This window comes from Pseudodesulfovibrio aespoeensis Aspo-2 (genome assembly GCF_000176915.2).
Lineage (GTDB): Bacteria > Desulfobacterota > Desulfovibrionia > Desulfovibrionales > Desulfovibrionaceae > Pseudodesulfovibrio > Pseudodesulfovibrio aespoeensis.
In genome coordinates this window covers 592,024-617,612 of the sequence record NC_014844.1, presented here as the reverse complement: position 1 = coordinate 617,612, position 25,589 = coordinate 592,024, and the positions used below count along the sequence as shown (strand labels likewise).

Here is a 25,589-nt window from a genome sequence, read left to right as displayed (position 1 = left end):
GGATCCTCCTAGTTTGGCGTCACTTCAGTCTGGTGCTGCAGGCCGATGCAGAAGAGTTCCATGCGGCCCTTCATCTTCTGCGCCCGCTGAAACAGGAAGCCGCCGAGCACCAACCCCGGAACCGCAACCACCAAACCGCTCTGCGTGGTCACCAGGGCCTCGGAGATGCCCGAGGCCAGGGCGCGCGCATTGCCGGTCCCCAGCTCGGAGATGACATCAAAGGTGGTGATCATGCCGGTCACGGTACCGAGCAGCCCAAGCAGCGGCGCCACAGCAGACAGGAGCAAGATGGTGCCGATGTAGCGCATGGCCTTGATCTCCTGGCGCATGCGCATGGCATCGAGCATGTCGCGGTTGAGTTCAGGATCGTCGCACCGCTGCTCCAGATACTGGGAGAGGATGTCCCACTGCCACTGCGCCAGTCCTGCCTTGCACACACCGGCTTCCCCTCTGAACAAGTCGAGACAGCGCTCCGGGGTTCTTTCCCTGCGACGTTCGCTCAGAAAGCGCAGCCCCTTGACAATGGCCAGGGTCCACATGACAAGCGAGATGACCAGCAGGGGAAGCATGATGCTGCCCCCGGCCTGAAAATAATCCACCAATTGTTCGCCAAGATTATGCAGCGACATCAAGTTCCTCCCGCGTCTTGATCTTGCCGACCTTCATGAGCGCCACGGCAAAACCGGTTCCCTTCTCCTCCATGTCGCCGACGATCCTGTCCACCCGCCTCTCCAGCACATGGTGCAGGATCATGATGGGCACTGCCACGGCCAAGCCGAGCTGGGTGGTGATCAGGGCCTCGGAAATACCGCCGGACATCATGCGCGGATCGCCGGTGCCATACACCGTGATGATCTGGAAGGTGTTGATCATGCCGGTCACGGTGCCCAGCAGTCCGAGCAACGGCGCCACGGCCGCGAGCACGTTCAGGGTGGGCAGGAACCGCTCCAGCATGGGCAGCTCCTTGAGCAACCCTTCCTGAAAGGCGTTCTCGATGATCTCACGCGTGTTCCCCAGATACTGAAGTGTGTGGTTTATGATCCGGCAGGTTGGATAGCTGCTCTGCTCCTGGCAGAACCTGCGGCATTCCTTCCACTGCCCCCTGTTGACCATTTCCAGGATGGTGGTCATGTTCCGGGCCGAGTTGCCCCGGATCCGGCTCAGGGAATAGAAACGCTCCACCACCAGGATCAGGGCGGCCACGCCCACCAGAATGATGGGCCACACCAGCAACCCGCCGGAGCTCAGCCACTCCAGCACGCCTGTTTGCTGGCGGGCCAGGCGGCTGAACACCGCGCCGTTGGAGATGTCCACCGGGAACAACAGCCCCTTGCCGTCGAAATAATCGGCCATCATGTCGGAAAGAGTCCATCCCGGATCGCCCTGCACTGCGGTCAGCCTGCTGCCGTCGCTGTTGGGCCGCAAAAAACCGATGTGTCCGTCGGGCTGGCGATAAGCCATGGTGAAAGTACCCACCCGCAGCAGCTCGCCGCTCCTGTCCTTGCCGTCCGGGCCGATGAACCCGCCTGTGCGCCGCGTCACGGAACCCGAGGCCCGCAACTCGTCCAGGAACAGGGTGAGCAGGCTCTGAATGCCCTGAAGGCCGGGAAACTTGTCCGGTTCCAGCACGGTGGCCAGCACGGTCCCGCGCTCCGGGAATTCAGGCGTGGTCAGGCTCTCGTGAAAGTAGTCGCGCGCCTGCTTGGCAGCGGTGCGGATGGCCCCGTCGATGGTCTTCAACTCGTGATCCTGCGCTGCCAGCTCCTCCTGCAACTCCCTTTCCCGCGCCAGCAAGCTCTCGTACTCTGCCTTGAGGGCGTCGAACCGCTTCTGGCGCGCGTTGATGGACGCCTTGAGGGAGTCCTGTTCCGCCATGATCTCCCGGCGCTCTCCCTCGATGATGGTCTTGGTCTGGTCGGCGTTTTCCCGGGCCTGCCGGGCCACTGCGGCCACCTGCTGGGCCACCTGCTGCCACGGGGCCTGGGCCTGGGCCGGAATCGCCAGAAACACGGCGGCGACAAAGGTCATGATGATGGTCTTCATTGTGCGGCTCCGATCGGCAGTTCGAGAAGTTCAACGGCGCGCTTGCGCTCGGCCATTTCCCGAGCCCGGCGCAGGGTGCGGGCCACCCCCTGGTCCAGCGGACTCCAGGACTGGGATTCCTGGTCCCAGAATCCGGCGGAAGACCCGTCGGCAGCCTGATAGAAGAGCGCGGTCCGCCCCAGCCGGAAGACCGTGACCTGGGTCGGGATCCCGTCGAGTTCCAGCGCCTGGGAAACGGTGGCCACGTTGCGCCCGTACTCCGTCTCCACAAGCAGCGCCTCGAACACGCGGCGCAGTTTTTCGCTGAGACTCAGGTGGTAGTCGTCCAGAGAGGCGCGCAGGAAGACGATGCGCTGACGGCGTTCCTCAGCCAAAAACGGCAGGTCGCTGTTCACGAACTCCTCCAGGCGATCGACCACGGTCTCCAGAAACGGCTCAAGCTCCATGGCGATCCGCTTGACCTCTTCCTTCCGCCGCTCCAATTCGGCGATTGTGGCGCGTTGTTTCTCTATGTATTTTACATACTTTCTGTTCTGGAACTCCAGCCAGTCGTCCATAGCCTTCATGTCCCGGATCTCGTCGGCCACTCCCGCCTTCTCGTCGGACCAGCGGTTGTACGCCGCCTGTGCGCCAGCCTCGGACGCCACGGCCCCGGCCATCTGCGCATGCACCGCCACAGGCGTGTCCGCCCCCCGGGCCAGGACCGGCATCAACAGCAGTGCGGCCACTGCCACCATTTTCCCCACATTCATATCCACCTCAGTTGCGAGTGACGAACCGCCACGTTTATTGCTTCAATTACCGAACGGTTGGGCATATATCTTTGACACCACCACTGACGATAATGACTTTCAACATCACCTATGCCCATTTTGATTTGATGTAAAGTCCGCCGTCACCCTCGCCGCTCAGGACCAAAGGGCTTGGTCATGGAGAGCAGCACCGGGGTGATGAAAAAGTCGGCTGCCAGGGCGGCGAACAGACCGGCCCCCACCAGGAACCCCATGCTGACGAATATATTGACCACCGAGACCATGTAGGCCGAGAAGTTGAGGGTCAGCACCACGGTGGTCATCAGCAACGCCCCGCCCACGGCGAGGAACGTCCGGCGATTGCTCAGCGCATAGTCGCGGCATCGCTCGAATTCGAGCTGGCTATGGTTGATGAAATGGATCGTGTCATCCACTGCCAGCCCGAGCAGCATGGGCATGATGGTCACGGTGACCAGATCGAGCGGGATGTCCGCAAACCCCATGATCGCCCCCACCACAAGGACCGGGGCGATGTTCGGGATCATGGCGATAAGCCCGATGCGCAGGCTGCCGAAGACGATCATCAGCAGCAGCGTGACCACTGTGAAGGCGATGAAGAAGGACTTGATCTGGCCAAAGGAGACATAGTCCTGCATGACCGTGTATTGCGAGATTGAGCCGGTCAGCACCACATGGGCGTCCGGAAAGAGCCTAGCGGCTTCCTCCCTGATCCAGTGAAGTTCGCGAGCCGCCTCCCCGGAGTTGTAGTGCCCCATCTCCACCTGAAGCTTGAGACGTTGGTAGTCATAGTCGATCCAGCGCTCGACCTCGTCGCCGCCGGCGTTCTCGTAGAGCAGAAGCAATTGGGCCACCATGTCGCGGCTCTCGGGCAGCCTGTACCAGACAGGATCGCCCTCGTGCATGACCTGATTGAGATCCTTGAGAATCTGGAGCAGGGACGTGGTCTTCTTGGTCAGTTCCAGGTTGTCTATTTCTGCCACCAGCTGGTCGAACTTTTGCAGGTTGTCCGGATCCTTTGCCGCGCCTGGCTGGTCGAACTCCAAGGCCAGATTGTAGGAATAGAGCGAGCCCACCTGGGACTGGCCGACGCTGTAGATGCGGTCCACGTAGGGAACCTTGCGCCCGAACGTCTTGAGAACGTCAAAGGACACGTCGATACGGCTTGTGCCGACCAAGCATACGCCCATGCCGACGGCAAGGACAATCAGAGCGAGCTTCTGCCGCCTCAGGGAGACACCGGCCAGCCACCCCATGAGCCGCTGGATGCGGCTTTCGCGAGCATCAGCCTTTTCAGCCTCCGGCGTCCCGTCCCTGCCAAAACTGAGCAGCGCGGGGAGCAGGGTCAGGACGATCACGCAGGCGAGAAAAACCAGTGAGGCGGAGGTCAGGCCCACCCAGCGGATGGGCCGAAGCGGAATGAACAGGAATGAGACCAGCGCCGCCACCGTAGTCAGCGCGCTGAACACCAACGGCCAGCCCACCTCCTCCACGGCCAGGATCAGGGATTCCCGTCTGCGCCCTGTCCTGCGGAACTCGACGTTAAAGTGGTTGAACAGGTGGATGGAATACCCGATGGACACCGCCAGGGTGATGAACACCGGCATGAAAATGACCGACGGGTCTGTACGGATGCCCAGCCAGCCCTGCACCCCGAAAACGATGCCCAGCACGCACAGAACCGTGACCAGAGGGAAGAGGATTCCCCGCAGGTTGCGCAGAAGGACGAAGAGCACCACCACGGTGAACAGAAGGGAAATGCCCATCAGACGGGGCGTCTCCTTGGCAAAGAAGTCCATCTTGTCCACAAAGACGACGGGCAGCCCGGCGGCCTTGATGTTCAGGGGTGCGTACCGGGGCTGGTTAACCACCTCGCTGAAGAGCCGCCCCACGGTCACGACCGGATCCTCTCCGTCGAGGTTGCCGGGCAGCGGCTTCAGCCGCAGGATGAGCCAGGTCTCGGTGCTGTCCGCCGAGACCATCCGGTTTTTCAGCGAGGTCTTGGACAGCGCCTTGTGCCGCAGGGCCTCAAGGGTTGCCGGGTCCGTGGGGATCCTCTCCGGCACGAGATCCTCGATGCTGATGCCGCCCTCAACGCCTTCGGTGAACTCCATGTCCGCCAGGGACATGACATCGTCCGCGTAAGGCACGCGCTCCAGGAGTTCGTCACCCAACTCCCTGAGCAGCCCCAGGTTCTCCGGAGTAAAGATGTCGTCCACCGTGACCAGGGCCGCGCAGAAGTCCTCGTTGCCGAAGATGTGTTCCATGCGCTCCTTGGCCTTGAGCAGGGCGTCGTCCTCCATGAACCAGTTGTCCTGGTCCACATCCGCCTTGAGTTGCGGCAGCCCGGACCCGGCTGCGATCGTCAGGACGGCGCAGGCGGCGAACACCAGCCACCTGAACCGGATGACCGACCCGCCAAAAGAATGAAACCACGCGTTGATCCTGCCTATGTTCAACATATCCGCTCCTTAGAAACTGTATTTGACCTTCACCCACAGCTGGGAGTTGTCCTCATACCGACCGTAGCTGCCGCTGTGCCGCCCGTTGAACAAATCGGCCCCGACCAGGAAATGAAGCCCGTCAGACCACTCATAGTCCGCCTTGGCCCGAAAGAAGGTGTCCTGGTCGTTCACGCTGTAGTAGACCATGCCGGACAGGGTCAGGGTCTGGCGCAGAACCTTTTTCGAAACGTGCAGCGTGGTGGAAACCTCGTCCCGCTCGGCCACCAGGCAGGACTCGTGGTTGAGCAGATGCTCCCCGTAGAGCTGCGCGATTACCGACCAGTCCCCGCCCGGCGTCCAGTCCATGCCTCCCAGCCACTTCACCGAATTCTTCCGCTTGGGGTCGATGGCCAGTTGCCGGGTTTCAAAGTATCTGCCCAGGTAGCCCGCGGTCTCGAAGCGAAAGACAAAATCCGACCAGGGGCGAGCGAAGTCCAGACCCAGCACTGTCATCCGGTGGTAGCGGGGCGAAAACTCGACCGAGGACGGCCCCACGGTGGACACGGTGCGGTGGTTGGCCGCGAAGTCGTCCCAGGTGTAAAACACGGACGCGGACATGTCGTACCCTGATCGGTAGGCCGCGAGCTTCATGGCCACCTCGCTGTTGCCCAGAGACAGGTCCGGCTTCTTCGTGTCGTTCTGGACCACGGTCATTCCGGCCGGCCAGGAGGTCTCGCTGCCCCAGGGGTTGTCCCTGCCAGGCAGCGTCGCGGACTGAAACACGGGAATCCAGATCATCTCCAGGTCCATGGACGAGCCGAGCAGGCGCACCTTGGCCGCCTCCACCGGAATGCGGATCTCGTCCAGGTCTCTGGTGATGGACTCGGTATAGTCCGGCGGGCAGATCACGTCCGTGATCTGCACACCGTCCGCCCTGCCCCAGATGATGGTCTGCCGCCCCAGCCGCACATCCCACCCCTGCCCGACGTGCTCCAGCCAGCCCTCGTGCAGGCTCAGGGCCTTTTGCCCATCGATCTTCCAGTTCTTCTCGGCGTCCACCGACACATTGGCGTACACGGCGTCCCAATCCGCCTCGGCTATCAGGCGCATCCGCGCCCGCGAGGTCACCGGGTCGTGGGGAGCCTTCACCGCAGCTGACTGGACCCCCTCGATCCACCCGGATAAGGCCACGCGCTCAAGCCACTCCGGAACCTCCGCCGCCATGGCTTCCGCGCCAGCCAGCAGGATGATCAGCACAACGGCAGCAAACAGGCGTCCCATGCCTACTGCATCCATCCCCGTTCAATGGTGGCAACGCGGAACAGGCTGTCTTCAAGTCCGGTGTCATAGGCGATGGTCGTGGTTTCCATGACGGTCCGATGTTCGCGAACCACGTTTTCCATCTCGGAGCGGAACACCGTCCAGATTCCGTCCTGGTTGCGTACGTCCAACACCCTGAATATCTTCAATAACCCGTCCTTGTCGTAATACTCGGCCTTGATCACCACGCAGGCGTCCTTGCGCACCCAGACGACCCGGCGGGTGTACATGTCCTCCGAGTCCACGGGGACGCACTCGACCTTCCAGCAATCAAGCCCGTCTACGGACTCCTCTCCCAGCAGCCGGTGGGTGTCCTCGTCCACGCGGCGCTTGCCCATGTCGTCGTAGGTGAAGTCCGTGCCCATGAAATACTCGTTCCTGGACGCCCCGCTGATGCGCCGGGTCTTGCGCATTGCAGGCATGTACAGCCATTTGTCATCCTCTCTGCCCGGCTCGTCGTACTCCCAGGAAAGGTAGGCCGTCTTCCGGACATCGGCTGGCTCAAGAAACACCATGATCGACTGCTTGTCCTTGCCGAAGTCCTTGGAATAACTCTTCACTTCGCGCACGCGCTTGCTGCCCCGCTTGTTGAGCAGGGTCATGATGATGACCGAGGACCGATCATCGCCGTCGGGCCGGTCGTGCACCAGGGTCATGATGTCCGTGCCGGGCAGGTCCACAGAAAGATCCCCGGCCAGGGCCGGAACCGCGACAATAGCCAGCATCAAGGCCAGAATCGGGAGTGCGTATCTCGACATGTCGCACGTCTCCTTGTCGGATATAAGCTGAGGGTCGAATGAAAACCGGGTCTCCCCGGAGGAGCCGGGGGCCGAAGCCCCCGGCCAGAGGGAGGAGGCTACTTGACGGTGAAGGTCAGGCTCGCGCCGTGGTACACTTGGTCCGCCTTGCCGGAGAGTTCCTTCATGGGGCCGTCGCTGGTCACGTCTTCCTTGTGGTTGACGCTGACCATCCACTGCCCGGCGCACTGCACGCGGAACTGGGCCTTGCCCTGCATGATGTAGGATTGCAGGGAGAAATGATCGCTCTGACCAAACCCGGCGCTGTAGGCCGTGATGTAGTCAACGCTCTTGGCCGTGACGCTCAGAGGTTCGCCGTTGAACAGCACCTCCACCTGGACCAGGTCACCCACGCGAAGGTTGCTCAGGTCCGTGACCGGAGTGATCTCCAGGCCGTGCCCGAGGGGCTTGGGCTGGGTCCACTGGCCACCCACGGTCATATAGGACTTGGCAAAGGCCTGGAACTTGACCGACATGAGTAGCTTGTCGATGTCCTTGACCTGGTCGCGGGGCTTGAGGGCGATACGCTGGCGACCGCCCTTGTCCAGATACTGCGTGTAGAAGGTGGGCACGGAAACCGCGCTGAATTGGTATACGCCGGGCTTGCTCTCTTTCTTCAGCGCGACCTTCTGCACGGCCAGATCACCGGGGAAGACGTCAAAATTGGCCGTGACCTGCGACGGCTTGCTCTCGTCCGCGGCAGGCGTGCGCAAGTCGGTCCGGTTCAGGTCCGGATCGATCACCTGGAAGCTCTCCAGCAGGATGCGCCCGTTGGGGGAGTTGGGGATGTCGTCCATGGGCATGGCATGCCCCCAGCCGATGGAGACAATGGAATGGGGCGGCTGGTGCGCCTCGGACACAAAGTTGTTGATCCAGACCGAATGCGCCTGCGCGCTGACCGCTGTACCAAAGACCAGGCAGAAGAGGACAAAAAGTAGCTTTTTCATGTTTTCTCCTATGATTGCAGGTTATCCGACACAGCCCATCATGAGGGCGACAATCAAAATCACCGCACTGACAAAAAAAATCGTCAGAAGCTGTAGAGCACGCCGACGCCCATGTTCCGGGGTTCCCCGACGCCGGCGATGGTCATCAGGCTGTTGGCGCGATACGCAGTGACATAGCCTTCGTTGAACATGTTCTTCATGTAGGCATAGACATCAAAGCCATCAACGCGGTAGCCGATCCTGCCGTCGACCACGGAGTACGGGTCGGCTGTGGTGAAGTCCATGGAGGTCCCGTTGTAGAATGTCCGAATGCCATAGTGGCGGCCATCCACCCGAGCATAGAAGCCACTGGGATCATGGTAGGCGGCACCAAGCATAATGGAATAATCGGGAGTTTGCTCGATCCGATAGCCCTTGAATTGCTGCGAGCCGGTGTCGTAATCGTCGTACCTGGCCCGGATCACGCTGGCCGAGGCGCTCAACTCCACCGTCTCCCAGGGCAGATAGGTGGCCTGGAATTCGGCTCCCGTGGAGTGCGCCTTCTTGGCGTTGTCCGTGACGAACATGCCGCCCACCACCTTGTAGACATGGATATCCTTGATATCCATGTAAAAGACATCCGCAGACATACGGAACGAATCATGCCCGGCCTTGATACCCCACTCGTAGTTGATGGATTTCTCCGGCTTGAAGGAGTTTTCGTCCGCCGAGCCTGCCATGGCGAAGTAGTTGAATCCGCCGGGCATGTATCCGTGCGAGTAGGACACATAGGTGGCCCAGTTGTCATTGAAGTCGTAGGTCAGCGCGGCCTTGGGCAGCAGGGCGTTCTCGGTCTTGTCTCCCCTCATGTGATAGGAATACACCAGCGTCCCGGTGGAGAGATCGGTCTGGTTGAAGGTCATGTCCATGCCCTTGTTGATGCGCTGGGCCCTGCCGCCCAGCGTCAGCTCGAAACGCTCCCACAACGGGACCATGGCCTGGCCGAAGGTCGCCATGGTATCGCTGTGCGCCTTGGAGCGGGCATCGTAGTCATAGGGAATGCCACCGGAGATCATCTGCTGGCCGTAAGGCCCCTGGGTGCGCCGCTCGGAGTCGGCATACACACCGCCCGTCCACCGGAATCCTTTGGTTTCGGGGCTGGAGAACCGGAACTCCTGGGACCAGGTCTCCGAGTGGTTCTCATCGAACATTCTCAACCCCAGGTTGGCGGCGATATCGGCGTGATCCCCGTCCCAGACGCCTTTAATCTTCTGGGTCTTGTGCGCGGTGATGGATTCGAGGTTGAACCTTTTGAATTCATTGTCAACCTTCACACTTTGGACATCATCAGTGGTCTTGGTCCAGGTGTCCACTTCATAGCTGACGTGCTTGGCATCGGAAGCGCTGAACGAGGACAGGGTCTTGCCAGCGCCCATGTTGTACATGTCGCCCCAGTAACGCTTGTCTTCGTCATGACGCACAGAGAGGCGCACCTTCAAATCCTGGTTGCCTTCGGGCGTCCAGAGCAGGTAGCTGTTGCCGCGCATCTGCCGCTGGCGGTTGGCGTCCTTCTCCGTGCCGGGGTAGTCGTTCTTGATCCAACCCTGGTCCCGCTGATACTGGGCTCCGAAGCCGAAAAACAGGTTGTCCTCAACCAGGGGGCCGTTGAGGCTGGCCATGCCCTTGCCATACTGCCAGCTGCCGTACTCGCCGCCGACCTTGCCATCCCAGGTGTTGGTGGGATCCTTGGTGACGACGTTGATGACCGCACCCATGGCGTCCTTGCCCCACAGGGTCGACTGCGCGCCGTGCAGCACCTCCACGCGCTGCACATTGACCAGGGAGGTGTCGAATCCGTAGCGGGAGCTTTGCCCCACGCCGTCGACATACAGAGCCACGGGGTTGTTGTTGGTGAACATCGAGGCGTTCAGACCGCGAAAGTTGACCGCTACGCCGTGGTCCGGAGAGCACGACATGCCCGGAACGGTCTTGATGATATCCGTGATGTCCTTCATCCCCTTTTCCTCAATGTCCATTTCGCTGATCACGGTGATGTTCTGAGGCACGTCCATGGGGTCTTCCTCCATCTTGTTGGCCGTGACCTTGACCGCCTCCAGCGTGACCGCGCCCTCCTGCCGCGTTTCGCTCTCTGCCGCCAGCGCGCCCCCGCACAACAGGAACAAGGCGAGTACCGGCAAGGCCAGGACCGCCAGCCGCGAAGGCAGGCCAGCGGGTCGCCCTGTGGCGGAGCGAGTCGATATCTGTTTCATCCTTATTAATCCTCCTCAGGTTATGGATAATTCGGCAGGTGTAGTGGCGTGGAGGGGCACGGGTCCACCCGGATCGGGAAAAACACCAGCCCCGACCGGGAAACCCTGCGTCTATCGGGCCTTGGCCGCCTTGACAAAGTGCCAGTCCTTGACGCCCTGCTGCGCCTCCCACATGCTGCGATACCGTCCGGCCTGAGCCAGCAGTTCGGCGTGCCCGCCCTGCTGGACGAGCTTTCCATCATCAATGACCAGGATGGTGTCGGCACCGACAATGGTTGAAAGCCGATGCGCGATGACAACCACGGTCTTGTCCCGCACCAGCGTGTCGATGGCCTGCTGCACCGCTACCTCGCTCTCGGTGTCCAGGGCGGCCGTGGGCTCGTCCAGCATGACGATGGGGGCATCCTTGAGAATGGCCCGTGCGATGCTGATGCGCTGACGCTCGCCGCCGGACAGGCAGCCGCCGATATCGCCGACCCGTGTCCGGTAGCCGTCGGGCAGTCGGGTGATAAATTCGTGGCAGTGCGCGGCCCTGGCCGCGGTCTCCACCTCGGCGTCGGTGGCTCCGGGCCGACCCATGAGGATGTTGGCGTGGATGGTGTCGTCAAACAGGTAGACATCCTGAAACACCACGGAAACGCAGCCCATCAGCGCCCTGGGTTCCATGTCCCGCACGTCCACCCCGCCGATGCGGACATGCCCCGCCTGGGGGTCGGCGTAGCGCATGATCAGCTTGGTGATGGTGGTCTTGCCGGAACCCGACGGCCCGACCAGTGCGGTGAGGGAGCGTTCGGGCAGCCTGAAGCTCACCTCTTGCAGCACGTCCACGTCGGTGTCGGCATACCGGAACCGGACTCCCTCAAAGGCCACATCGAACCGCTGCGGGGTCTTGGCGGATTCAGGCACGGGCAGGGGTCTCACGGAAAACAGCTTTTCCAGTTGCTCGAAGCCTGCCTCCATGTAGTCGAACACCGGACTGAGCCCGTAGATCAGTGCCAGAGGCTCGCTGAAACGCACGACCACGATGAGCAGCGCCACCAGCACGGCCACGTCCAGCGTCCCGGCCAGGATGAACCACACGCCAAGGGAGAGGGCCACGATGATCCCGATCTGGACCAGGGAGGAGAAAAGCACGCCCGGCCACACGGCCCGCAGCTGCGCCTCTTTCTGGACCTCTTGCAGATGCGCCAGGGCGGCCCGCAGCCGCTCGAACCGCCCGCCCACCTGGTTGGTGGCCCTGAGCACAGGCAGCCCCTGGACATATTCGATCATCTCGGAGTTGGTTCTGGCGTGGGCCGCCGCAAGGGTGCGCATGGACCGGCCCGAGCTGCGACGCCGCCAATAATAGAGCGGCAGGGCCAGCGGGAAGACCGCGGCCATGGCCAGGGCCAGCCGCCAGTCCACCAGCGCCGTGGCCGCCACCGACACCGCCGGGGTGATAAGGATGGTCAGGAAGGCCGAGGAGAGAATCCCCATGGGCGTGACCACCTCGTCAACGTTGCCGGTCAGCACGGCGGAGAGCTCCCCTGTGCGCCTGTCGTAGAGATTCTCCAGGGGCATCCGGCGAAGCTGCTCGCCCAGCCTGATCCGCAGTTGGTGGGTCACTTCGGCAATGCAGCCGGTGTAGTCGAAACGGCGGGACATCCAGACAAAGGCCGTGTCGAGCACGGCGCACACGGCCAGCGCGCCCGCCCAAAGGCAGACCGTGTCCCAGTCCGAGGGCGTGGCCAGAAGATTCCCCAGCAGCGGATAGAAGCAGGCGAAGCCCAGCCCCTGGGCCACGGCGGACAGGATGGAGAAGAGCATGCACGTCCGCAGCGCCCCCACCTGGTCCCCGCTGGCCAGTTGCATCCTTTTCCACGTTTCGGCCAACGGCGGCACCGCGTCAGTTCTTATAGTCATGGCTCATCCTCCCTCAGGCTTCTGCATCGACGCCGCGGCCCAATGTCCAGCCGCGCGCCCGCTCGTAACTGTCCCAAAGGCGGGCGTAGACACCGCCCGCCGCCACAAGGCCGTCATGGCGGCCTGATTCCGCCACCCGCCCATAGTCCAGAACCACGATCTGATCGGCGTCGCGGATGGTGGAGAGACGGTGTGCGATGATGATCACCGTGCGTCCCTTCATCAGGTTGGCCAGCGCCGCGATGAGCGCCGCCTCATTTTCCGGATCGGCAAAGGCCGTGGCCTCGTCCAGGACCACCACAGGGCAACCCTGCAGGATGGCGCGGGCGATGGTGATGCGCTGGCGCTGTCCGCCCGAGAGCCGGGTGCCGCGCTCCCCGGCCATGGCCTCGTATCCGTTGGGCAGTTCGCTGATGAAGTCGTGCGCCTGGGCGGCGCGGGCGGCCTGTTCCACCTCCTCCATGGAGGCGTCGGGACGGCCCATGCGGATGTTGGCGGCAATGGTGTCGTGGAAAAGAAATGCGTCCTGAAAGACGAAGGAGACGTTGCCCATCAGGGTCTGCGGGGTCATGTCGCGCACGTCTGCCCCGCCGATCCGTACCGCGCCCCGGCGCACGTCCCAGAAACGAGGGATCAGCCGCGCCACCGTGCTCTTGCCCGCGCCCGACGGACCGACCAGGGCTGTCACGGTCCCGGTTGGCACCGTGAAGCCGATGTCGATCAGGGCGTCGTCATCCCGGCCTTCGTAGGCAAAGCTGACGTTCTCAAAGGTCACGGACGCGTCCTGCGGCAGGGTCTCCCTGACCGAGGCGGGCAGCTCGGGCACGGCCATGAGCTCATGGATGCGGCGCGCGCTGGCGTTGGCCTTGCGGATGAAGAAGTTGAGCCACATGAGCGGGGCCAGGGATTCGGCCATGCCTGTTCCAAGCAGGAGGACTGCGGCCCAGGAGGCGAAATCCAGATCACCGCCGTGGTAGAGCATCAGCCCGCCCAGCGTCAGGGCCAGCAGGGTGGGCATAGGGGCAAGCACCGTGATGGCCAGCTTGCCGCTGGTGCCGGAGACCCGAAGCCACTCGGACATGGTCGCCTTGAATCCGTCCAGGGCGGCCTGGTAGCGGCCAAAGGAGGCGGCGCCGTCGTCAAAGGTCCGCACCACGGGCATGGCCTGGACAAACTCAACCACCGTGCCGTTGATCCGTTCCCGCTCCGCGTCATAGCGGCGTTGCAGCTCGGTCTTGCCGCGCATGCACAGGCACACCGCCAGGGCGCCGACCAGCAGCACGCCGAGCGCCACCAGCGCCAGCCGCCAGTCTATGGCCAGCAGCAGGGCCAGCGTGACCACGGGCGTAGCCACGCCCCGGCCCAACAACGGCGTGCTGTCCGCCACGAACGCGTGCAGGTTCTTGACATCGTCCTGCACCACCTTGGTGATGACCCCGGACCCCTGCCCCAGAAGATAGCCCAGGGGAATCCGGGCCAGGTGGTCCGTCAGTCCGGTACGCAGCCTGACCTCCAGCTTGAAGGCCGCCAGGTGGGAGACGGTGAATGCCTGCACCCGCAGCAGGATGCTGACCAGGGTCAGCCCGATGGACAGGCACACCCAGACCCAGAGCCGGGGATCGTGACCCAGCAACGCCGTGACCACCAGGGCCAGCGCGGCCACTCCGGCCAACCCGGCCACCGAGCCAATGGCCGACATGGCTATGGCCGTGCGGATGCCCGCCCGCACCGGGCGCATCAGCTCCCAAATGCCGGGAATCCGTTCTTCCCGATGCCGGGCGGAACCGACATGTTCCTGCCCGCAGCCCGAACAATCTTCCTGTGATCGCATTGAATACCTCGCTTGGCAAAGAAGGAGACGCCGGGCATGGCGTCCCCGATCCGCTTTGATCGCCGCATTGGAGCGGAACACGAGGACAATGCAGGGGCCAGGGCGGGAATTCCACCCCGATCGGTAATAACTGAATCGCGACCGGGAAAAACTCCACCGGGATTCACGGGCAGGCAGCTACGGTCAGAAAGAAAGATTCAGAAAACAGCCCCGCCCCGATCCTCGCGATCCATATCCGGGGGAGGCGTTTCTCCTCATCGGCAGAGGCAGGAGGATGGCAGATAGCCGTGGAACCGCTTGAACGCGCGGCTGAAATGGCTGGGATTGGAATACCCGACAAAGGTGGCCGCCTGGAGCACCGAGCAGCGACTGGACTCAATGAGGGCCAGGGCGCTTTCCATCCGGATTCTTCGGACATACTCGCCGATGGACAGCCCGGTGCGCTCACGGAAATCCGTCTTGAGGTAGCACTCGTTGACCCCGACCCGGCGCGACAACGCGGAGATGGTGGGCGGCGCGCCCCACTCTTCGTCAAGGATGTCCACCGCCGCCTCCACGGCCTTCCGTCGCTGCGACCGGTCTTCCTGCATGCGCTCCGGCAAAGAGCCATCAAGCGCAAGAGCCTGGCTCAGATAATCCAGGGCGCGCGACTCGAACATCAAGCGCCCGCAAACGGTGTCATGCTCGGTCATGAGCAGGCTGCGGGCAACCTGCATGAGTGGATGGCAGGCTGACAGGCAGCGCATCCTGGGGAACGACCCGCACACCATGAACTCCCTGTGGCTGAGACGCTTGTCCACCATCCGTTCGAGAGTCCGGCTGAGCTTGCAGGAGGCTGTGCCGAGCCAATGGTCCAGCATGCTCCTCGACACTTCGACCGATACGCCGCTGATGAGCTCACCGGCGGGATGGGTGCAACGGACCTCGTCCTCCGCCCCTTCGGCAGAGAACCAGACATCACCGGCGCGCACGGTCTCCGACCTCCCGTCGCCCAGGGAAGATATTCTGAATGATCCCGTCAGCATGATGCTGAACTGAAGGGATGAGCAATACTTCCTGTAGTCACCTTCCGGTGCGGTGTCGAACTTGTAGCCGCATATACCCACGTTGGGGCCGCTGCCAAGATGCAGCACCTCGGTGAATCCCGCGCCAAACCCCTGGACCACCTCCCAGCGGCAGCCAGAGCAAAGCGGCTGTGCAGGCCGGGGCATCTCCTCGAACATACCGAGGCTGCCGTAATATTCCCGATGCCGGGCAACCATGGGAGAGGGGTCCCCGACCCCCGCGCCCTGGTCCAAATCCATGAACATGGCACAAACCTCACAGCCTCAACAAGGCGTTTAGGAACAATCCGCAGAACAAAAAGAAAAGCAAAGCCTGCGCCCAGGCATGGGAAACAGCCCCCATCTTTCGTGATTTTGAATTTCATTATCAACAAGGTGTTGCACTGTCAAGCGATCATGGCAGATCATTTTTAGAATGTATCCGTCAATAACTCCTGTTTTTATCAAGGTGAAGATAGCAGCAGCCAAATGAGTCAAAGCCATGTGAGATGAAAGAAGTTATCAAATCTAACCAAGAGTATCTGAAACGGTTGAGCCAAGACAGGCTCACATCAACGACCCATCCGAGGTTTGAAGTCAGGGTTGCGCTCTTTTTCCGCAACCTCTTCTCCTCGTGGCCGAACATGCGGAGCATACCCTGCTTTTTCGATAGCATTTCGCGGCCCCTCACCTGCATATCCCGCATCAGCGCAAAGATTTTCAGCCACTTCAAGCTCTGCTGGCTTGCATGCGCCCTTCAATCCCTTGAGCCGGAGCCGCCTCCGCCATCCCTCTCGCCGTCGCCTGCGTGGATGACGACGCAAGCAAAGTCGCTGGGGCAAGGCCGTCCGGCGAAGACGGACGCCCGAAGGGCTCGGCCTTGCCCCGGCGGCTGCTTGCGTCACGCTCGCGGAAAAAACGGCGGGAGGGGGAAATATCCCTTCGCTGAAGCTTGCGCGAAGGTTTTGCGGCGTCATATGGTAGGGCATATCCGTTGGATAATTTCGTAATCAAAAGGAGGTATGACGCAACCAAGGCGCGTTCATAAGTTTTGACGAAGTCTAAACTGATGAACGCTTAAAGTGGCACTAACATGCCGTAACACCGAGCACTTCGCTGCCGTTCATTTCCAAACGGCACAGTTTCACATCCAAACGCCAGGCTGGAACACAGCACCCCCGCCGGACAAACGGTAGATGTCTAGAAATCTGCCGTTGTCAAAATTCCCCCACGGCCACCGCTTTATGCGCAGGACGAACGAGCCTGCGTGGTGGCACCCCTTATTGACTGGATTTTCAGGATTTTTTCTTCTGTGGGAAACGGACATTGATTTGTCTCGTGTCGGTTGTTGTGTGGCGCATTCGCGCCATAGGCAGGTCATTCCCCGGCAAACGGGGAAGGTCCGACCTGCTTTGTCCCGGGGCGCTGCCCCGAACTTCAGGAAGGAGATCCATATGAAGTGCGCGAACAGGGCAACCCTGTCCGGCCCCAAATCGAAACAGTACAGGACCCACCAAAACGCCAAGGCCTTTGCCAGGCGGCTTCGCCGTGCGGGCTTGGGTGTTCGCAAATGGACCAATATCACGAGCACGCATTTTGCGGCAGTTGCCCGGCAAATGAAAGACGATGGCAGGGGTGACGGGTGCATCGCCGAAGTTTTTCCGGCGGCCCGTGACGACATCAAAGTCACTGCCGGCCATTCCCCCGCCCGCCGTGACGTGTCCGATGCCTGCCTTGGCAACAGCCATTGACAGAACCCCGCTTCGGCGGGGTTTCCTTTCGGGCGTGAGGTCGCCAAATGAGGTCCGCTACCTGGGAACGAATGTCGATTTCGTCAGATGAGGTTGCGAGGCGCAGCGGTTGAGATTGACTCGTTCATTCAATCCGGCAGCGCTCTGGCATCAGACCGATGGTGCCAGTCTCTGCACCAAAAATGGTACTCGAAAGCAAGGAGGCCCGAGTGCCACCGGGAAAAATGTCACTTTCTGAAATTTTCCCCCTTGCCGAGCTTGCGTTTTCATATTCCGGGAGTGTCAAACTGACCTGTGGGGCGACAATCCATGTCGGCTCACGGCGGACAGGGCGAGAGATTCAATGAAAAGACCGGGGAAGAATTGTGGGCTTTGACAACGAAGCGGAACTGAGCATACTCACCGTGAAGGATGTCGCAGACTATCTGGGCAAAAGCGTGGACTGGGTCTACGGCCATGCCGAAGACATCGGCGGCGTCAAACGCGGTGGGTCATGGTTCTTCCCTTCCCGGAGGGACATTTATGACCATCTATTCCAAAGCCGGAAAAGGGTTCCGGTACGACTTCATGGTGAAGGGCAAGCGCTACACCAAGGCGTGGTTTGGGACAAAACGCGAAGCGCAGGCGGCGCAGGCGCAAAGAAAAAAGGAGGTGGCGAAGGCAGACGGGATGGCCGAAAGGAACGACATGGACTTGCTTGACATGCTCAACAGGCGACTTGATGCGCTGCTGGAGCGCTGCTTTTCGACCCAATATTACAAGAACACCCGCTACGCCGCCCAGCGGCTGCTCAGGCACTTTGGCGACGTGCCGTGCAGCACCATCACCAGCAGAATGGCTGACGATTACCTGCTGTCCCGGTCCAGGTCGTCGACGCCCGTGGCGGCCAATGCCGATCTGCTGCTACTGCGGGCAACATTCGCCTGGGCCATGAAAAGGGGACAGCGGTTCATCGCCGACAACCCCTTTGCCGGGCTAGAATCGTTTCCAAGCCATTTGGCCGAGAAGAAGAAGCGGACACCGGATTCCCAGGCACTGGACCGGATCATTGCGGCGGCCAAACCTGAAGACCAGCCATACCTGTGGGTGATCCGCGAGACCCTGGCTCGAAGCGTCGAGGTGCATCGGCTGAAATGGAAGCGGGTCAACTTCGAAGAGCGGTACGTGGAGTTGAAGACCTTCAAGAACAAGGACCGCAAGCCCGTGCTCAGGCAGGTACCGATGACCGACAAGCTCTACGAGGTGCTCAGTGAGCTGTATGCCAGGCGCGACCCTGAAAAGGAATGGGTGTTCTGGTGCCGCAGCTACAGCCACAAGCAGAAACGGATGGTGGTCGGGCCGTACACCAAGGGTCGCTACTCCATGCTCAAGACGGCATGCGAGAAAGCCGGTGTCGGCTACTATTCCTTCCATCGATTCCGGGCATCGGGCGCTTCGGTGATGGACAACAACGGCGCGCTCATCTCGGGCATTCAGCATCTGCTGGGGCATGCCGACCGACGGAGCACCGAGATCTATCTGGAAAAGCTGCGGAACGTGGAACGGGACGCCATGGCAATCTATGAAGCCCAAAGTCGCCAGGTTGCCTGACAGATTCACACACGGCAGTCACACACAAAGATCAACGGGCTGCGACCAATCGGTCGCAACCCGTTGAAAACAGAAGGCAAGAGCCGATAGTCCCACACAAGGTGGCGGCTATTTCCAAAAGTTTTCCCCCCGGAATCTCCCACCCACACCCAGCCCCTCCCATATGAAACGGCTGGCCTGTCCGTGTGGACAGGCCAGCCGTTTCATGTGCTGGTGCGTGGGGGTTAGTCGAAGAGTTTGTCCACTTCTTCGTAGACGTAGCGCATGTACATCATCTTGGGTGAGCCGCCCATGGCGACTGCGAGGAGTCCGGCGTCGATGATTTCGTCGCGGCTGGCACCGTGGGTGGCGGCGTTCTGCACGTGGAGCGAGATGCACATGTCGCATTGGGAGAGGATGGAGCAGGCGATGAGGATGAGGGACTGATATTTGTCCTCGATGGCGCTGCCCTTCTTGATGGTGGCGGTGAACCCCTGGTATGCCTTGAAGACATCCCGGCGGTTCTTGTTCATCTGGCGAAAGAGTTCGGTGGCCTTTTCTGCGGGTTCGGACATGATCGCCTCCTTGAAAGGTACTGTGGGAGAAGCTGTTCAGGCTGGCAGCGTTGTCGAGCGCCTTCGGATCCCCCGGCTCCGGGGGCCATCCCCGGAGCCGGAGTATCTATGAGAGGGAGAGAGTCCCGATTGGGAGATCAGGGACTACATCCAAAAAAACACCCTGTAAAGCGAAATTCCCACGCTGTTTTTTCAAATTCCAAGAATTTTATTGCGCATTTTCTCAAAAAAGCAGCCGATTTCGCCAAGCTGGGCAAAATCGGCTGCAACTGCTTTCCTTTTGGAAAAACCGTTTCCGGCGATCCTGCCCGCTATTCTTCCCTGCCGTGGATGAGGGTGTAGAGCGCGCCCTTTTGCTCGAGCAGTTCCTCGTATGGTCCCTGTTCCACGATCTTTCCCGCCTTGAGCACCACGACCTTGTCGTAATAGGGGAGCATGTCCAGGCGGTGGATGACCGCGAGCACGGTGGACTTGCCCTTGAGGTTGGAGGTGATGATGTTCTGCACCCGGCCCTGGGACTTGTTGTCCAGAGCGGCAGTGGCCTCGTCGAGGATGAGCACGGGCGGGCTCTTGAGGAAGGTGCGCGCCAGGGCGATCTTCTGGCGCTGTCCGCCCGAGAGGCGGTCGCCCATGGAGCCCACCTCAAATCCCAGGCCGATCTCGGCCACGGGTTCGAGCGCGCCTTGCATGATCAGGGCCTGCATGATGCGGTGGTTGATCTCGTCCTCGGCTCCGGGCGAATCGGTGCGCACACGACCAAAGAGGATGTTGTCCTGGATGTTGAGGCTCTCGATGTAGGAGTCGGCGAGGAAGAAGCTGAAGGCGTCCGGGAAATCCTGCCCGGCCAGGGCGATGAAGTCGCGGCGCGAATTGACCACGCGGCTGACGAACCCCTTGTCCAGGTCCATCTGCCGATGCACGCCGGGGATGAAGCCGAGAGCCAGCCTGATGATCAGCCCGGTCTCCTCCTTGTTCAGCGGCTCGCCCGAATCGAGACGGTTGGCGACCATCAGATAGTCGCCGTAGCGCGCCTCGGGGATGGGGCAGCCGGCAAAGGCATCGTGGGCGGGTTCGGGCCCCATCTCGTCGGTGACGACCCTGGCCAGGGTTTCACCCAGCACCATGAGGTGGGCCATGAGGCCGTGGCTCTCCAGGAACTCGATGAACCAGGGCAGCATGGGCAGGTGTTCCTGGTCGAATTCATCCTTGACGGGCGCGCCAAAGGCGATGTTTTCGACCACCGTCATGTAGCGGCTGTAGGTACCCTGGTCGAAGAATTCGATGTGTTCGGCCACATCGGCAAACATGCCGGTCTCGCCCTGCTGGAACTCGCGGCGCGAGGCCACGATGATGTCGCGCAGGCCGGGGTTCTTCGCCTCCTCGCCCAGCCGGGCGCGCAGGGCAAAGGCGAGGATATCGGTGAACAGCCCCACCTGCTGGGTGAGCTTGATCAGGGTATCGAGATCCGGCTCTCCGCCCGATTCGGTACAGCCGCCGCCCTGCATGGACAGCGCGCGGCAGGAATAGAGCAGGTTGTCGCGCACCGTGCCGTCGAAGATGAAGGGATGCTGGGCCACCATGCCCAGGTTGAACGAGATATCGGGCTTGGTCAGCTCCGTGACCTCGCGCCCGCCCACCAGGATGCTGCCGCCGGTGTACTTGTAGAGTTGGGCAACGCACAGGGCCAGGGTGGACTTGCCCGAGCCGGAGAAGCCAACCAGGGCCACGTGTTCGCCGCCCTTGACCGAGAGCGACACCCGGTCGAGCAGCTTGATGTTGCCGCCGACCACGAACGAAAGGTCGCGCACCTCGATGTCGTTGTCGAGCCGGTAGGGTTCGCGGCCCTCCACGGCCTGGGCGAACTCCGGGGCGTGGTCAAAGGCGCGCATGATCTGCTTGTAGCGCACCGAGCTGTCCTGATAGACCTGCCAGAACTCCATCAACTCCTTCCACGGGTCGTAGAGCTTCTCGTAGGCCGAGAGGAAGGCGACGATGGCGCCCACGTCGAATTGGCCCTTGATGGCGTAGTAGCCGCCGATGAGAAAAAGGATGAACGGCCCAAGGCTCATGAAGAAGTTGTTGATGAACTTGATGCCGAACCGCAGCGCGTTCTGCATCAGGGTGGCCTTGTAGAGCTTGGTCAGGATATTCTTGAACCGCGCCTTTTCAAGGGGAATGGAGGCGTTGGAATGGACCTCATGCACGCCGGTGACTGCCTCGCCCACCAGCCCGGAGAGGCGCTGGGTGTGCTTGATGCGCTGCCGGTTGGCCCGGCGGAAATATTTCTGGATGCGCGGCAGGAGAATGAGTTCGATGGGATACAGGGTGATGGAGATGATCCCGATGGTCGGGTTGAGGTAGATCATGTACCCGGCCATGGCGAAGAAGGTCAGAATGTTGACAGCGGGCACGGCCACGGCCTGACCGATGAAGGTGGCCACCGGGATGAACTCGGTGATGATGTAGGAGATGACGTTGCCCGGCGAGGTGCGGCGGTAGAACTGGATGGGCAGGGAGAGCAGGTGCTCGTAGAGCCGCTCGCGCACGGTCATCAGCGTTTTTTCGCCAATGTAGTTCTGCATCAGGTTGATGACATATTTGAGGATGCCCGCCAGGGTGACCGTGCCTATGTACAGGCCGCAGTAGAGGTACAGGGCGTGCAGATCCTTCATGCCTATGGCTTCGTTGATGATCCGCTTTTGCATCTCAAGCGGCAGCACGCGCATGACCACCGTGACCACGATAATGCCGACCACGATGAGCTGGAGGTGGAGATTCCTGAAGAGGACCCAGGAATAGAGGGAGGTCTTGGTGATCCGCTTGGTTTCGTTGGGATGTGGCATGATAGGTTCCCTGCGATGGAAGAATTTGAACGCCACAAACCTATAAACGGAATATAGTTCTTTTCCAAGCGCAAAGTGTGCTATATTCGGATAGGCGCACACGGCGGCAAGGGGCGCGATTCCGCGCCGCCCAGGCCCGCCCGGCGAGGTGACGATTTATGAACCTGTCCATCCGCATAAAAATATTCCTCGTGCTTGTCGCGTTCAGCCTGCTGCCGCTGTTCCTCTCGCGCACCGTCACCAGCCACACCGCCACGACCATGGCCGAGACCCTCTCGGACAGAACCCGGACCGAACTGCTCGACATCGTCACCGCCGAGTTGCAGCACAGCGCCATGTCCATTCTGCGCACCGTGGAGGGTCGCGGCCAGGCCCTCAGGCTCGGGACCATGATGCTGGCCCGCCAAGCCGGGAGCCTGCTGGACGAGACCAAGCCGGAGAGCCTGACCTCGGCCCGGCCCCCCTCCCCCTGGCCCCTGGCCCAAAAGATCACCGCGCCCAAGGGCCGCTACGACAAGCAGATCATGCACGGCGCGACCATTTCGCTGCTCGTGGACTTCGAGGCCCAGACCTTCCACGTCTCGCCCTTTGTGCGCGACACGTCGGTCCTGTCCCAGGTGGACCGACTCCACGGGCTGCTCCCCACCTTTGCCGATGTCTATGCCCAGCTGGACTCCAGCGCCACCTGGGTCCAGGTGGGGCTCGAATCCGGCCTGCTCGTGCGCTATCCCGGCCTGGACAGTTTCCCCATGGTCTACGACCACCGCGACCAGCCGTGGTATGAAAACGTCAAGGCCAGTGGACATGCCGTCTGGACCCTGCCCCAGATCGACCCCACCACCCGACAGGTGATGGCCACCATCGCCCATCCGGTGCATGACGCCTCCGGCGGATTCGCCGGGGTGGCGGCCATCGACATCCCCATCCAGTCCGTGCTGCACGAGACGGATATCACCTCGCGCTGGAGCGAGGACACCCGCTCGTTCATGGTCGCACGCGATCCCGGGGGCGGCCTGCTCATCCTGGCCCAGCAATCCTATGAGGCCACGAAGAGCCAGCACTGGCGGGCGGGCATCGAGCCGGAGCGGATGGCCTCGGACGATTCCGAGGCGTTTGCCCGTCTGCTGGCCGCCATGGACGCGTCCGACAGCGGGGCCATGCGGTTGCCTTACCACGGCGAGGACAGCGTCTGGGCCTTTGCCTCCAACCCGAACTTCAGTTTTCTGCTCATCGCGCCCGAGAGCGTGGTGGCCCGACTCCCGGACGAGGTGTCCGGATCGCTGACCACCATGTTCAACAGGATCAGGTCGGTCTCGGCCATCATCTCGGCCATCATGCTCGTGGCCACCGGGCTCATCGCCTGGTTCGGCTCCAGGGCCATCACCCGGCCCATCATCCGCATGACCGAGGCCGCCGAGCGGCTGTCGCGTGGGGACTTTTCGGCCAGAATGGACACCGTCAGGACCGGCGACGAACGCGACGTGCTGACCGACTCCTTCAACAACATGGTGCCCAAGCTGGCCGAGCATGTGCGCCTGTCGCGCGACCTGGCCCTGGCCGAGGAGGTGCAGGGGCTGCTCCTGCCCGGCAGCGTGCCGACCCTGCCCGGCTACGAGATCGCCGGAGGCATCGTCTACTGCGACCAGACCGGCGGCGACTACTACGATTTCCTCGACACCAGAGTGGAGCATGGCCGCGCCCTGGGCGTGCTGCTGGGCGACGTGTCGGGCCACGGCGTGCCCTCGGCCCTGATCATGGCCTCGGCCAGAGGCCAGATGCACAGCCTGACCGAGGTACCCATGAGCGCCGAGGCGCGAATCTCCACGGTCAACGCCAGCCTCGCCCGCGACCTGGACGGCACCGGACGGTTCCTGACCCTGTTCTACCTGGAACTGCTCGACGGCTCGGGCTCGGTCCGCTGGGTGCGCGCCGGACACGACCCGGCCATCCGCTACTCGCCGGACAGGGACGAGTTCGGCGAGCTGGACGGCGCGGGCCTGCCCCTGGGGGTTGCCAGCGATTTCGTGTATGTGGAGGAGCACACCGTGCTTGAGGAGGGCGAGTTGCTCGTCCTGGCGACGGACGGCGTGTGGGAGGCCCGCGACGAGGCCGGAGAGATGTTCGGCAAGCAGAGAGTGCTTGCCTTAGTCCGGGAGAACGCTCATAAATGTCCCGAAGACATCCGGACCGCGCTCATGCAGGCCGCCACCCGGCATCAGGCCGGCGGCCAGGAGGACGACATGGCCGTGGTGGTGATCAGGAAGACACTCAATGGCTGAGAAACGGGACACCAGCGGGTCGGGCGTCCGCCCGGAGACCATGGGACACCGGCACGGCAGCGCATGGAACAGGGCATGACCAAATACGTCACATCCTTTCGAATGACAAACAAAATGAACTGCTTCAGGCGGTTCCAGCCCGAGGTTGAACAATTCGGCCTGACCCACGGGCTGCCCCCCAAGGCCGTGTTCCACCTGACACTGTGCCTGGACGAGCTGGTCACCAACATCATCGACTACGGGTATGCCGACTTTGACGAGCACCCCATCGACGTGACCATCAGCCTGGACGGCGACTGTGTCACCATCCGCATCGAGGACGACGCCGAGCCGTTCAACCTCCTCGAAGCCCCGGACCCTGAGCTGGAGGTGCCTCTTGAGGATCGGCTGCGCCCCATCGGCGGCATGGGCATCCACCTGGTCAAGAGGATGATGGATCAGATCGAATACGCAAGGGAAAACGGCAGGAACATCCTGCTGCTCAAGAAACGCATCTGCAACGAGTGCTTCCCCGAAGGGGAAAAGCCCGCATAGGGAGGTCTACTGTGGCACTGATAGAATCCAAGGAAAACGAAATCATCATTCTGACCGTGAACGGCAACCTCGACGCCGAAGGCACCCAGGCCATGGAGGAGAAGGTCCTTGCCCTGCTCGAAGCCGGGGAAAAATGCCTGCTCTTCGACTTCTCCGAGCTGGACTATATCAACAGCTCCGGATTGCGCATCCTGGTGCTGGCCTACCAGCGGCTCAAGAAGTCCTCGGGCCGGGTCGCCATCTGTGGGGTCAAGGACTACATCCAGGAAGTGTTCGAGGTTTCGGGCTATGACAAGATATTCCCCCTGTTCCGCGACAGGGAGGGTGCCGTCTCCGGGATGTAGTCGTCCTGGCGGCATATGCCCGCCCGATGGGGCAGGGCGCAGCCCAAAACCCGTTCACCCCTTCTCTGCCTCAGGCAGTCCGGCATACCCGGCCAAGGTCGGCAGTTACTGGTGTGGGCCTGTCAGTTCTCCCTGCTGGGCGTTCCTGCCTGTGCTCCCAACCGGGCCGCCATCCGCCCGCCGATCAGGGCCATGCGCCTGATGGCTGCCTCGGCCATGCCTGTCCTCCTGTGCCGCCCGCATGTCCGGGCCGTCTTTTTTCATGAAAGAGGGACGCCGCAGGGCGTCCCAGAGCATTGACAAAGCCAGCTCTGACAGGCTGTTGAGAAAGGTTCGAGTGCTAGGCGC

At 61.8% G+C, this 25,589-nt stretch carries 18 protein-coding genes; 5 read left to right on the top strand and 13 right to left on the bottom strand.

Annotation, left to right across the window (positions count from 1 at the left end; translation table 11 throughout):
- Positions 1-8: 8 nt before the first annotated feature.
- The 11 genes from DAES_RS02845 to DAES_RS16850 all read right to left on the bottom strand — a co-directional run bounded on the left by DAES_RS02845 (position 9) and on the right by DAES_RS16850 (position 15,613).
- Entirely contained in the window at positions 9-629 is a 621-nt protein-coding gene (locus DAES_RS02845; RefSeq protein ID WP_013513530.1) for a MotA/TolQ/ExbB proton channel family protein, read from the bottom strand.
- Positions 616-2,043 carry a MotA/TolQ/ExbB proton channel family protein gene (locus DAES_RS02840; RefSeq protein WP_013513529.1) on the bottom strand — a complete coding sequence of 476 codons (1,428 nt, stop codon included), beginning with the start codon at positions 2,041-2,043 and terminating at the stop codon, positions 616-618. Before DAES_RS02840 ends, DAES_RS02845 begins: the two co-directional genes overlap by 14 nt.
- Positions 2,040-2,795 (bottom strand): DUF3450 domain-containing protein, encoded by a 756-nt coding sequence (locus DAES_RS02835; RefSeq protein ID WP_013513528.1) that lies wholly within the window; start codon positions 2,793-2,795, stop codon positions 2,040-2,042. Before DAES_RS02835 ends, DAES_RS02840 begins: the two co-directional genes overlap by 4 nt.
- A gap of 143 nt (positions 2,796-2,938) precedes the next feature.
- On the bottom strand, positions 2,939-5,275 hold the full coding sequence (locus DAES_RS02830; protein WP_013513527.1) for an efflux RND transporter permease subunit: 2,337 nt from the start codon (positions 5,273-5,275) through the stop codon (positions 2,939-2,941).
- Positions 5,276-5,284: 9 nt separating this feature from the next.
- Positions 5,285-6,538, bottom strand: coding sequence for a DUF1302 family protein (locus DAES_RS02825; protein WP_013513526.1), 1,254 nt, complete (start codon positions 6,536-6,538; stop codon positions 5,285-5,287).
- Positions 6,539-6,540: 2 nt separating this feature from the next.
- Positions 6,541-7,335: an outer membrane lipoprotein-sorting protein gene (locus DAES_RS02820; protein ID WP_013513525.1), complete on the bottom strand. Its 795-nt coding sequence runs from the start codon at positions 7,333-7,335 to the stop codon at positions 6,541-6,543.
- A gap of 98 nt (positions 7,336-7,433) precedes the next feature.
- Positions 7,434-8,321 carry a DUF4198 domain-containing protein gene (locus DAES_RS02815; RefSeq protein ID WP_013513524.1) on the bottom strand — a complete coding sequence of 296 codons (888 nt, stop codon included), beginning with the start codon at positions 8,319-8,321 and terminating at the stop codon, positions 7,434-7,436.
- Positions 8,322-8,404: 83 nt separating this feature from the next.
- Positions 8,405-10,570, bottom strand: coding sequence for a TonB-dependent receptor (locus DAES_RS02810; protein WP_013513523.1), 2,166 nt, complete (start codon positions 10,568-10,570; stop codon positions 8,405-8,407).
- Positions 10,571-10,681: 111 nt separating this feature from the next.
- Positions 10,682-12,472 carry an ABC transporter ATP-binding protein gene (locus DAES_RS02805; RefSeq protein ID WP_013513522.1) on the bottom strand — a complete coding sequence of 597 codons (1,791 nt, stop codon included), beginning with the start codon at positions 12,470-12,472 and terminating at the stop codon, positions 10,682-10,684.
- A gap of 13 nt (positions 12,473-12,485) precedes the next feature.
- Entirely contained in the window at positions 12,486-14,303 is a 1,818-nt protein-coding gene (locus tag DAES_RS02800; protein ID WP_013513521.1) for an ABC transporter ATP-binding protein, read from the bottom strand.
- Between the two features lie 254 nt (positions 14,304-14,557).
- Positions 14,558-15,613, bottom strand: a complete 1,056-nt coding sequence (locus tag DAES_RS16850) for a helix-turn-helix domain-containing protein (RefSeq protein WP_013513520.1) — start codon at positions 15,611-15,613, stop codon at positions 14,558-14,560.
- Between the two features lie 1,187 nt (positions 15,614-16,800).
- On the opposite strand from DAES_RS16850, the gene DAES_RS02785 reads away from it, so the two are divergent.
- Both DAES_RS02785 and DAES_RS02780 read left to right on the top strand, forming a co-directional pair.
- On the top strand, positions 16,801-17,097 hold the full coding sequence (locus DAES_RS02785; RefSeq protein ID WP_013513519.1) for a hypothetical protein: 297 nt from the start codon (positions 16,801-16,803) through the stop codon (positions 17,095-17,097).
- Positions 17,098-17,619: 522 nt separating this feature from the next.
- On the top strand, positions 17,620-18,687 hold the full coding sequence (locus DAES_RS02780; RefSeq protein WP_013513518.1) for a tyrosine-type recombinase/integrase: 1,068 nt from the start codon (positions 17,620-17,622) through the stop codon (positions 18,685-18,687).
- A 224-nt stretch (positions 18,688-18,911) separates the two neighbouring features.
- Here the strand turns inward: DAES_RS02780 and DAES_RS02775 are convergent, their stop codons facing one another.
- Positions 18,912-19,241 (bottom strand): carboxymuconolactone decarboxylase family protein, encoded by a 330-nt coding sequence (locus DAES_RS02775; protein ID WP_013513517.1) that lies wholly within the window; start codon positions 19,239-19,241, stop codon positions 18,912-18,914.
- Positions 19,242-19,552: 311 nt separating this feature from the next.
- On the bottom strand, positions 19,553-22,084 hold the full coding sequence (locus tag DAES_RS02770; RefSeq protein ID WP_013513516.1) for an ABC transporter ATP-binding protein/permease: 2,532 nt from the start codon (positions 22,082-22,084) through the stop codon (positions 19,553-19,555).
- Positions 22,085-22,242: 158 nt separating this feature from the next.
- Here DAES_RS02770 and DAES_RS02765 point away from each other — a divergent pair, with 158 nt between their 5' ends.
- The 3 genes from DAES_RS02765 to DAES_RS02755 all read left to right on the top strand — a co-directional run bounded on the left by DAES_RS02765 (position 22,243) and on the right by DAES_RS02755 (position 25,241).
- Positions 22,243-24,363 carry a SpoIIE family protein phosphatase gene (locus tag DAES_RS02765; RefSeq protein WP_013513515.1) on the top strand — a complete coding sequence of 707 codons (2,121 nt, stop codon included), beginning with the start codon at positions 22,243-22,245 and terminating at the stop codon, positions 24,361-24,363.
- Between the two features lie 114 nt (positions 24,364-24,477).
- Positions 24,478-24,897 (top strand): ATP-binding protein, encoded by a 420-nt coding sequence (locus DAES_RS02760; protein ID WP_236608449.1) that lies wholly within the window; start codon positions 24,478-24,480, stop codon positions 24,895-24,897.
- Positions 24,898-24,908: 11 nt separating this feature from the next.
- Positions 24,909-25,241, top strand: a complete 333-nt coding sequence (locus DAES_RS02755; protein WP_013513513.1) for an STAS domain-containing protein — start codon at positions 24,909-24,911, stop codon at positions 25,239-25,241.
- The last annotated feature ends 348 nt before the right edge of the window (positions 25,242-25,589 follow it).

Bases quoted from the DNA above. Each gene is read 5' to 3' on its own strand.
- DAES_RS02785 (WP_013513519.1), top strand. From the start codon at position 16,801: ATGAAGTGCGCGAACAGGGCAACCCTGTCCGGCCCCAAATCGAAACAG.
- DAES_RS02805 (WP_013513522.1), bottom strand. From the start codon at position 12,472: ATGACTATAAGAACTGACGCGGTGCCGCCGTTGGCCGAAACGTGGAAA.
- DAES_RS02825 (WP_013513526.1), bottom strand. From the start codon at position 6,538: ATGGGACGCCTGTTTGCTGCCGTTGTGCTGATCATCCTGCTGGCTGGC.
- DAES_RS02760 (WP_236608449.1), top strand. From the start codon at position 24,478: ATGAACTGCTTCAGGCGGTTCCAGCCCGAGGTTGAACAATTCGGCCTG.
- DAES_RS02770 (WP_013513516.1), bottom strand. From the start codon at position 22,084: ATGCCACATCCCAACGAAACCAAGCGGATCACCAAGACCTCCCTCTAT.
- DAES_RS02810 (WP_013513523.1), bottom strand. From the start codon at position 10,570: ATGAAACAGATATCGACTCGCTCCGCCACAGGGCGACCCGCTGGCCTG.
- DAES_RS02800 (WP_013513521.1), bottom strand. From the start codon at position 14,303: ATGCGATCACAGGAAGATTGTTCGGGCTGCGGGCAGGAACATGTCGGT.
- DAES_RS02845 (WP_013513530.1), bottom strand. From the start codon at position 629: ATGTCGCTGCATAATCTTGGCGAACAATTGGTGGATTATTTTCAGGCC.
- DAES_RS02815 (WP_013513524.1), bottom strand. From the start codon at position 8,321: ATGAAAAAGCTACTTTTTGTCCTCTTCTGCCTGGTCTTTGGTACAGCG.
- DAES_RS02780 (WP_013513518.1), top strand. From the start codon at position 17,620: ATGACCATCTATTCCAAAGCCGGAAAAGGGTTCCGGTACGACTTCATG.
- DAES_RS02840 (WP_013513529.1), bottom strand. From the start codon at position 2,043: ATGAAGACCATCATCATGACCTTTGTCGCCGCCGTGTTTCTGGCGATT.
- DAES_RS02830 (WP_013513527.1), bottom strand. From the start codon at position 5,275: ATGTTGAACATAGGCAGGATCAACGCGTGGTTTCATTCTTTTGGCGGG.
- DAES_RS02775 (WP_013513517.1), bottom strand. From the start codon at position 19,241: ATGTCCGAACCCGCAGAAAAGGCCACCGAACTCTTTCGCCAGATGAAC.
- DAES_RS02765 (WP_013513515.1), top strand. From the start codon at position 22,243: ATGAACCTGTCCATCCGCATAAAAATATTCCTCGTGCTTGTCGCGTTC.
- DAES_RS02835 (WP_013513528.1), bottom strand. From the start codon at position 2,795: ATGAATGTGGGGAAAATGGTGGCAGTGGCCGCACTGCTGTTGATGCCG.
- DAES_RS02820 (WP_013513525.1), bottom strand. From the start codon at position 7,335: ATGTCGAGATACGCACTCCCGATTCTGGCCTTGATGCTGGCTATTGTC.
- DAES_RS16850 (WP_013513520.1), bottom strand. From the start codon at position 15,613: ATGTTCATGGATTTGGACCAGGGCGCGGGGGTCGGGGACCCCTCTCCC.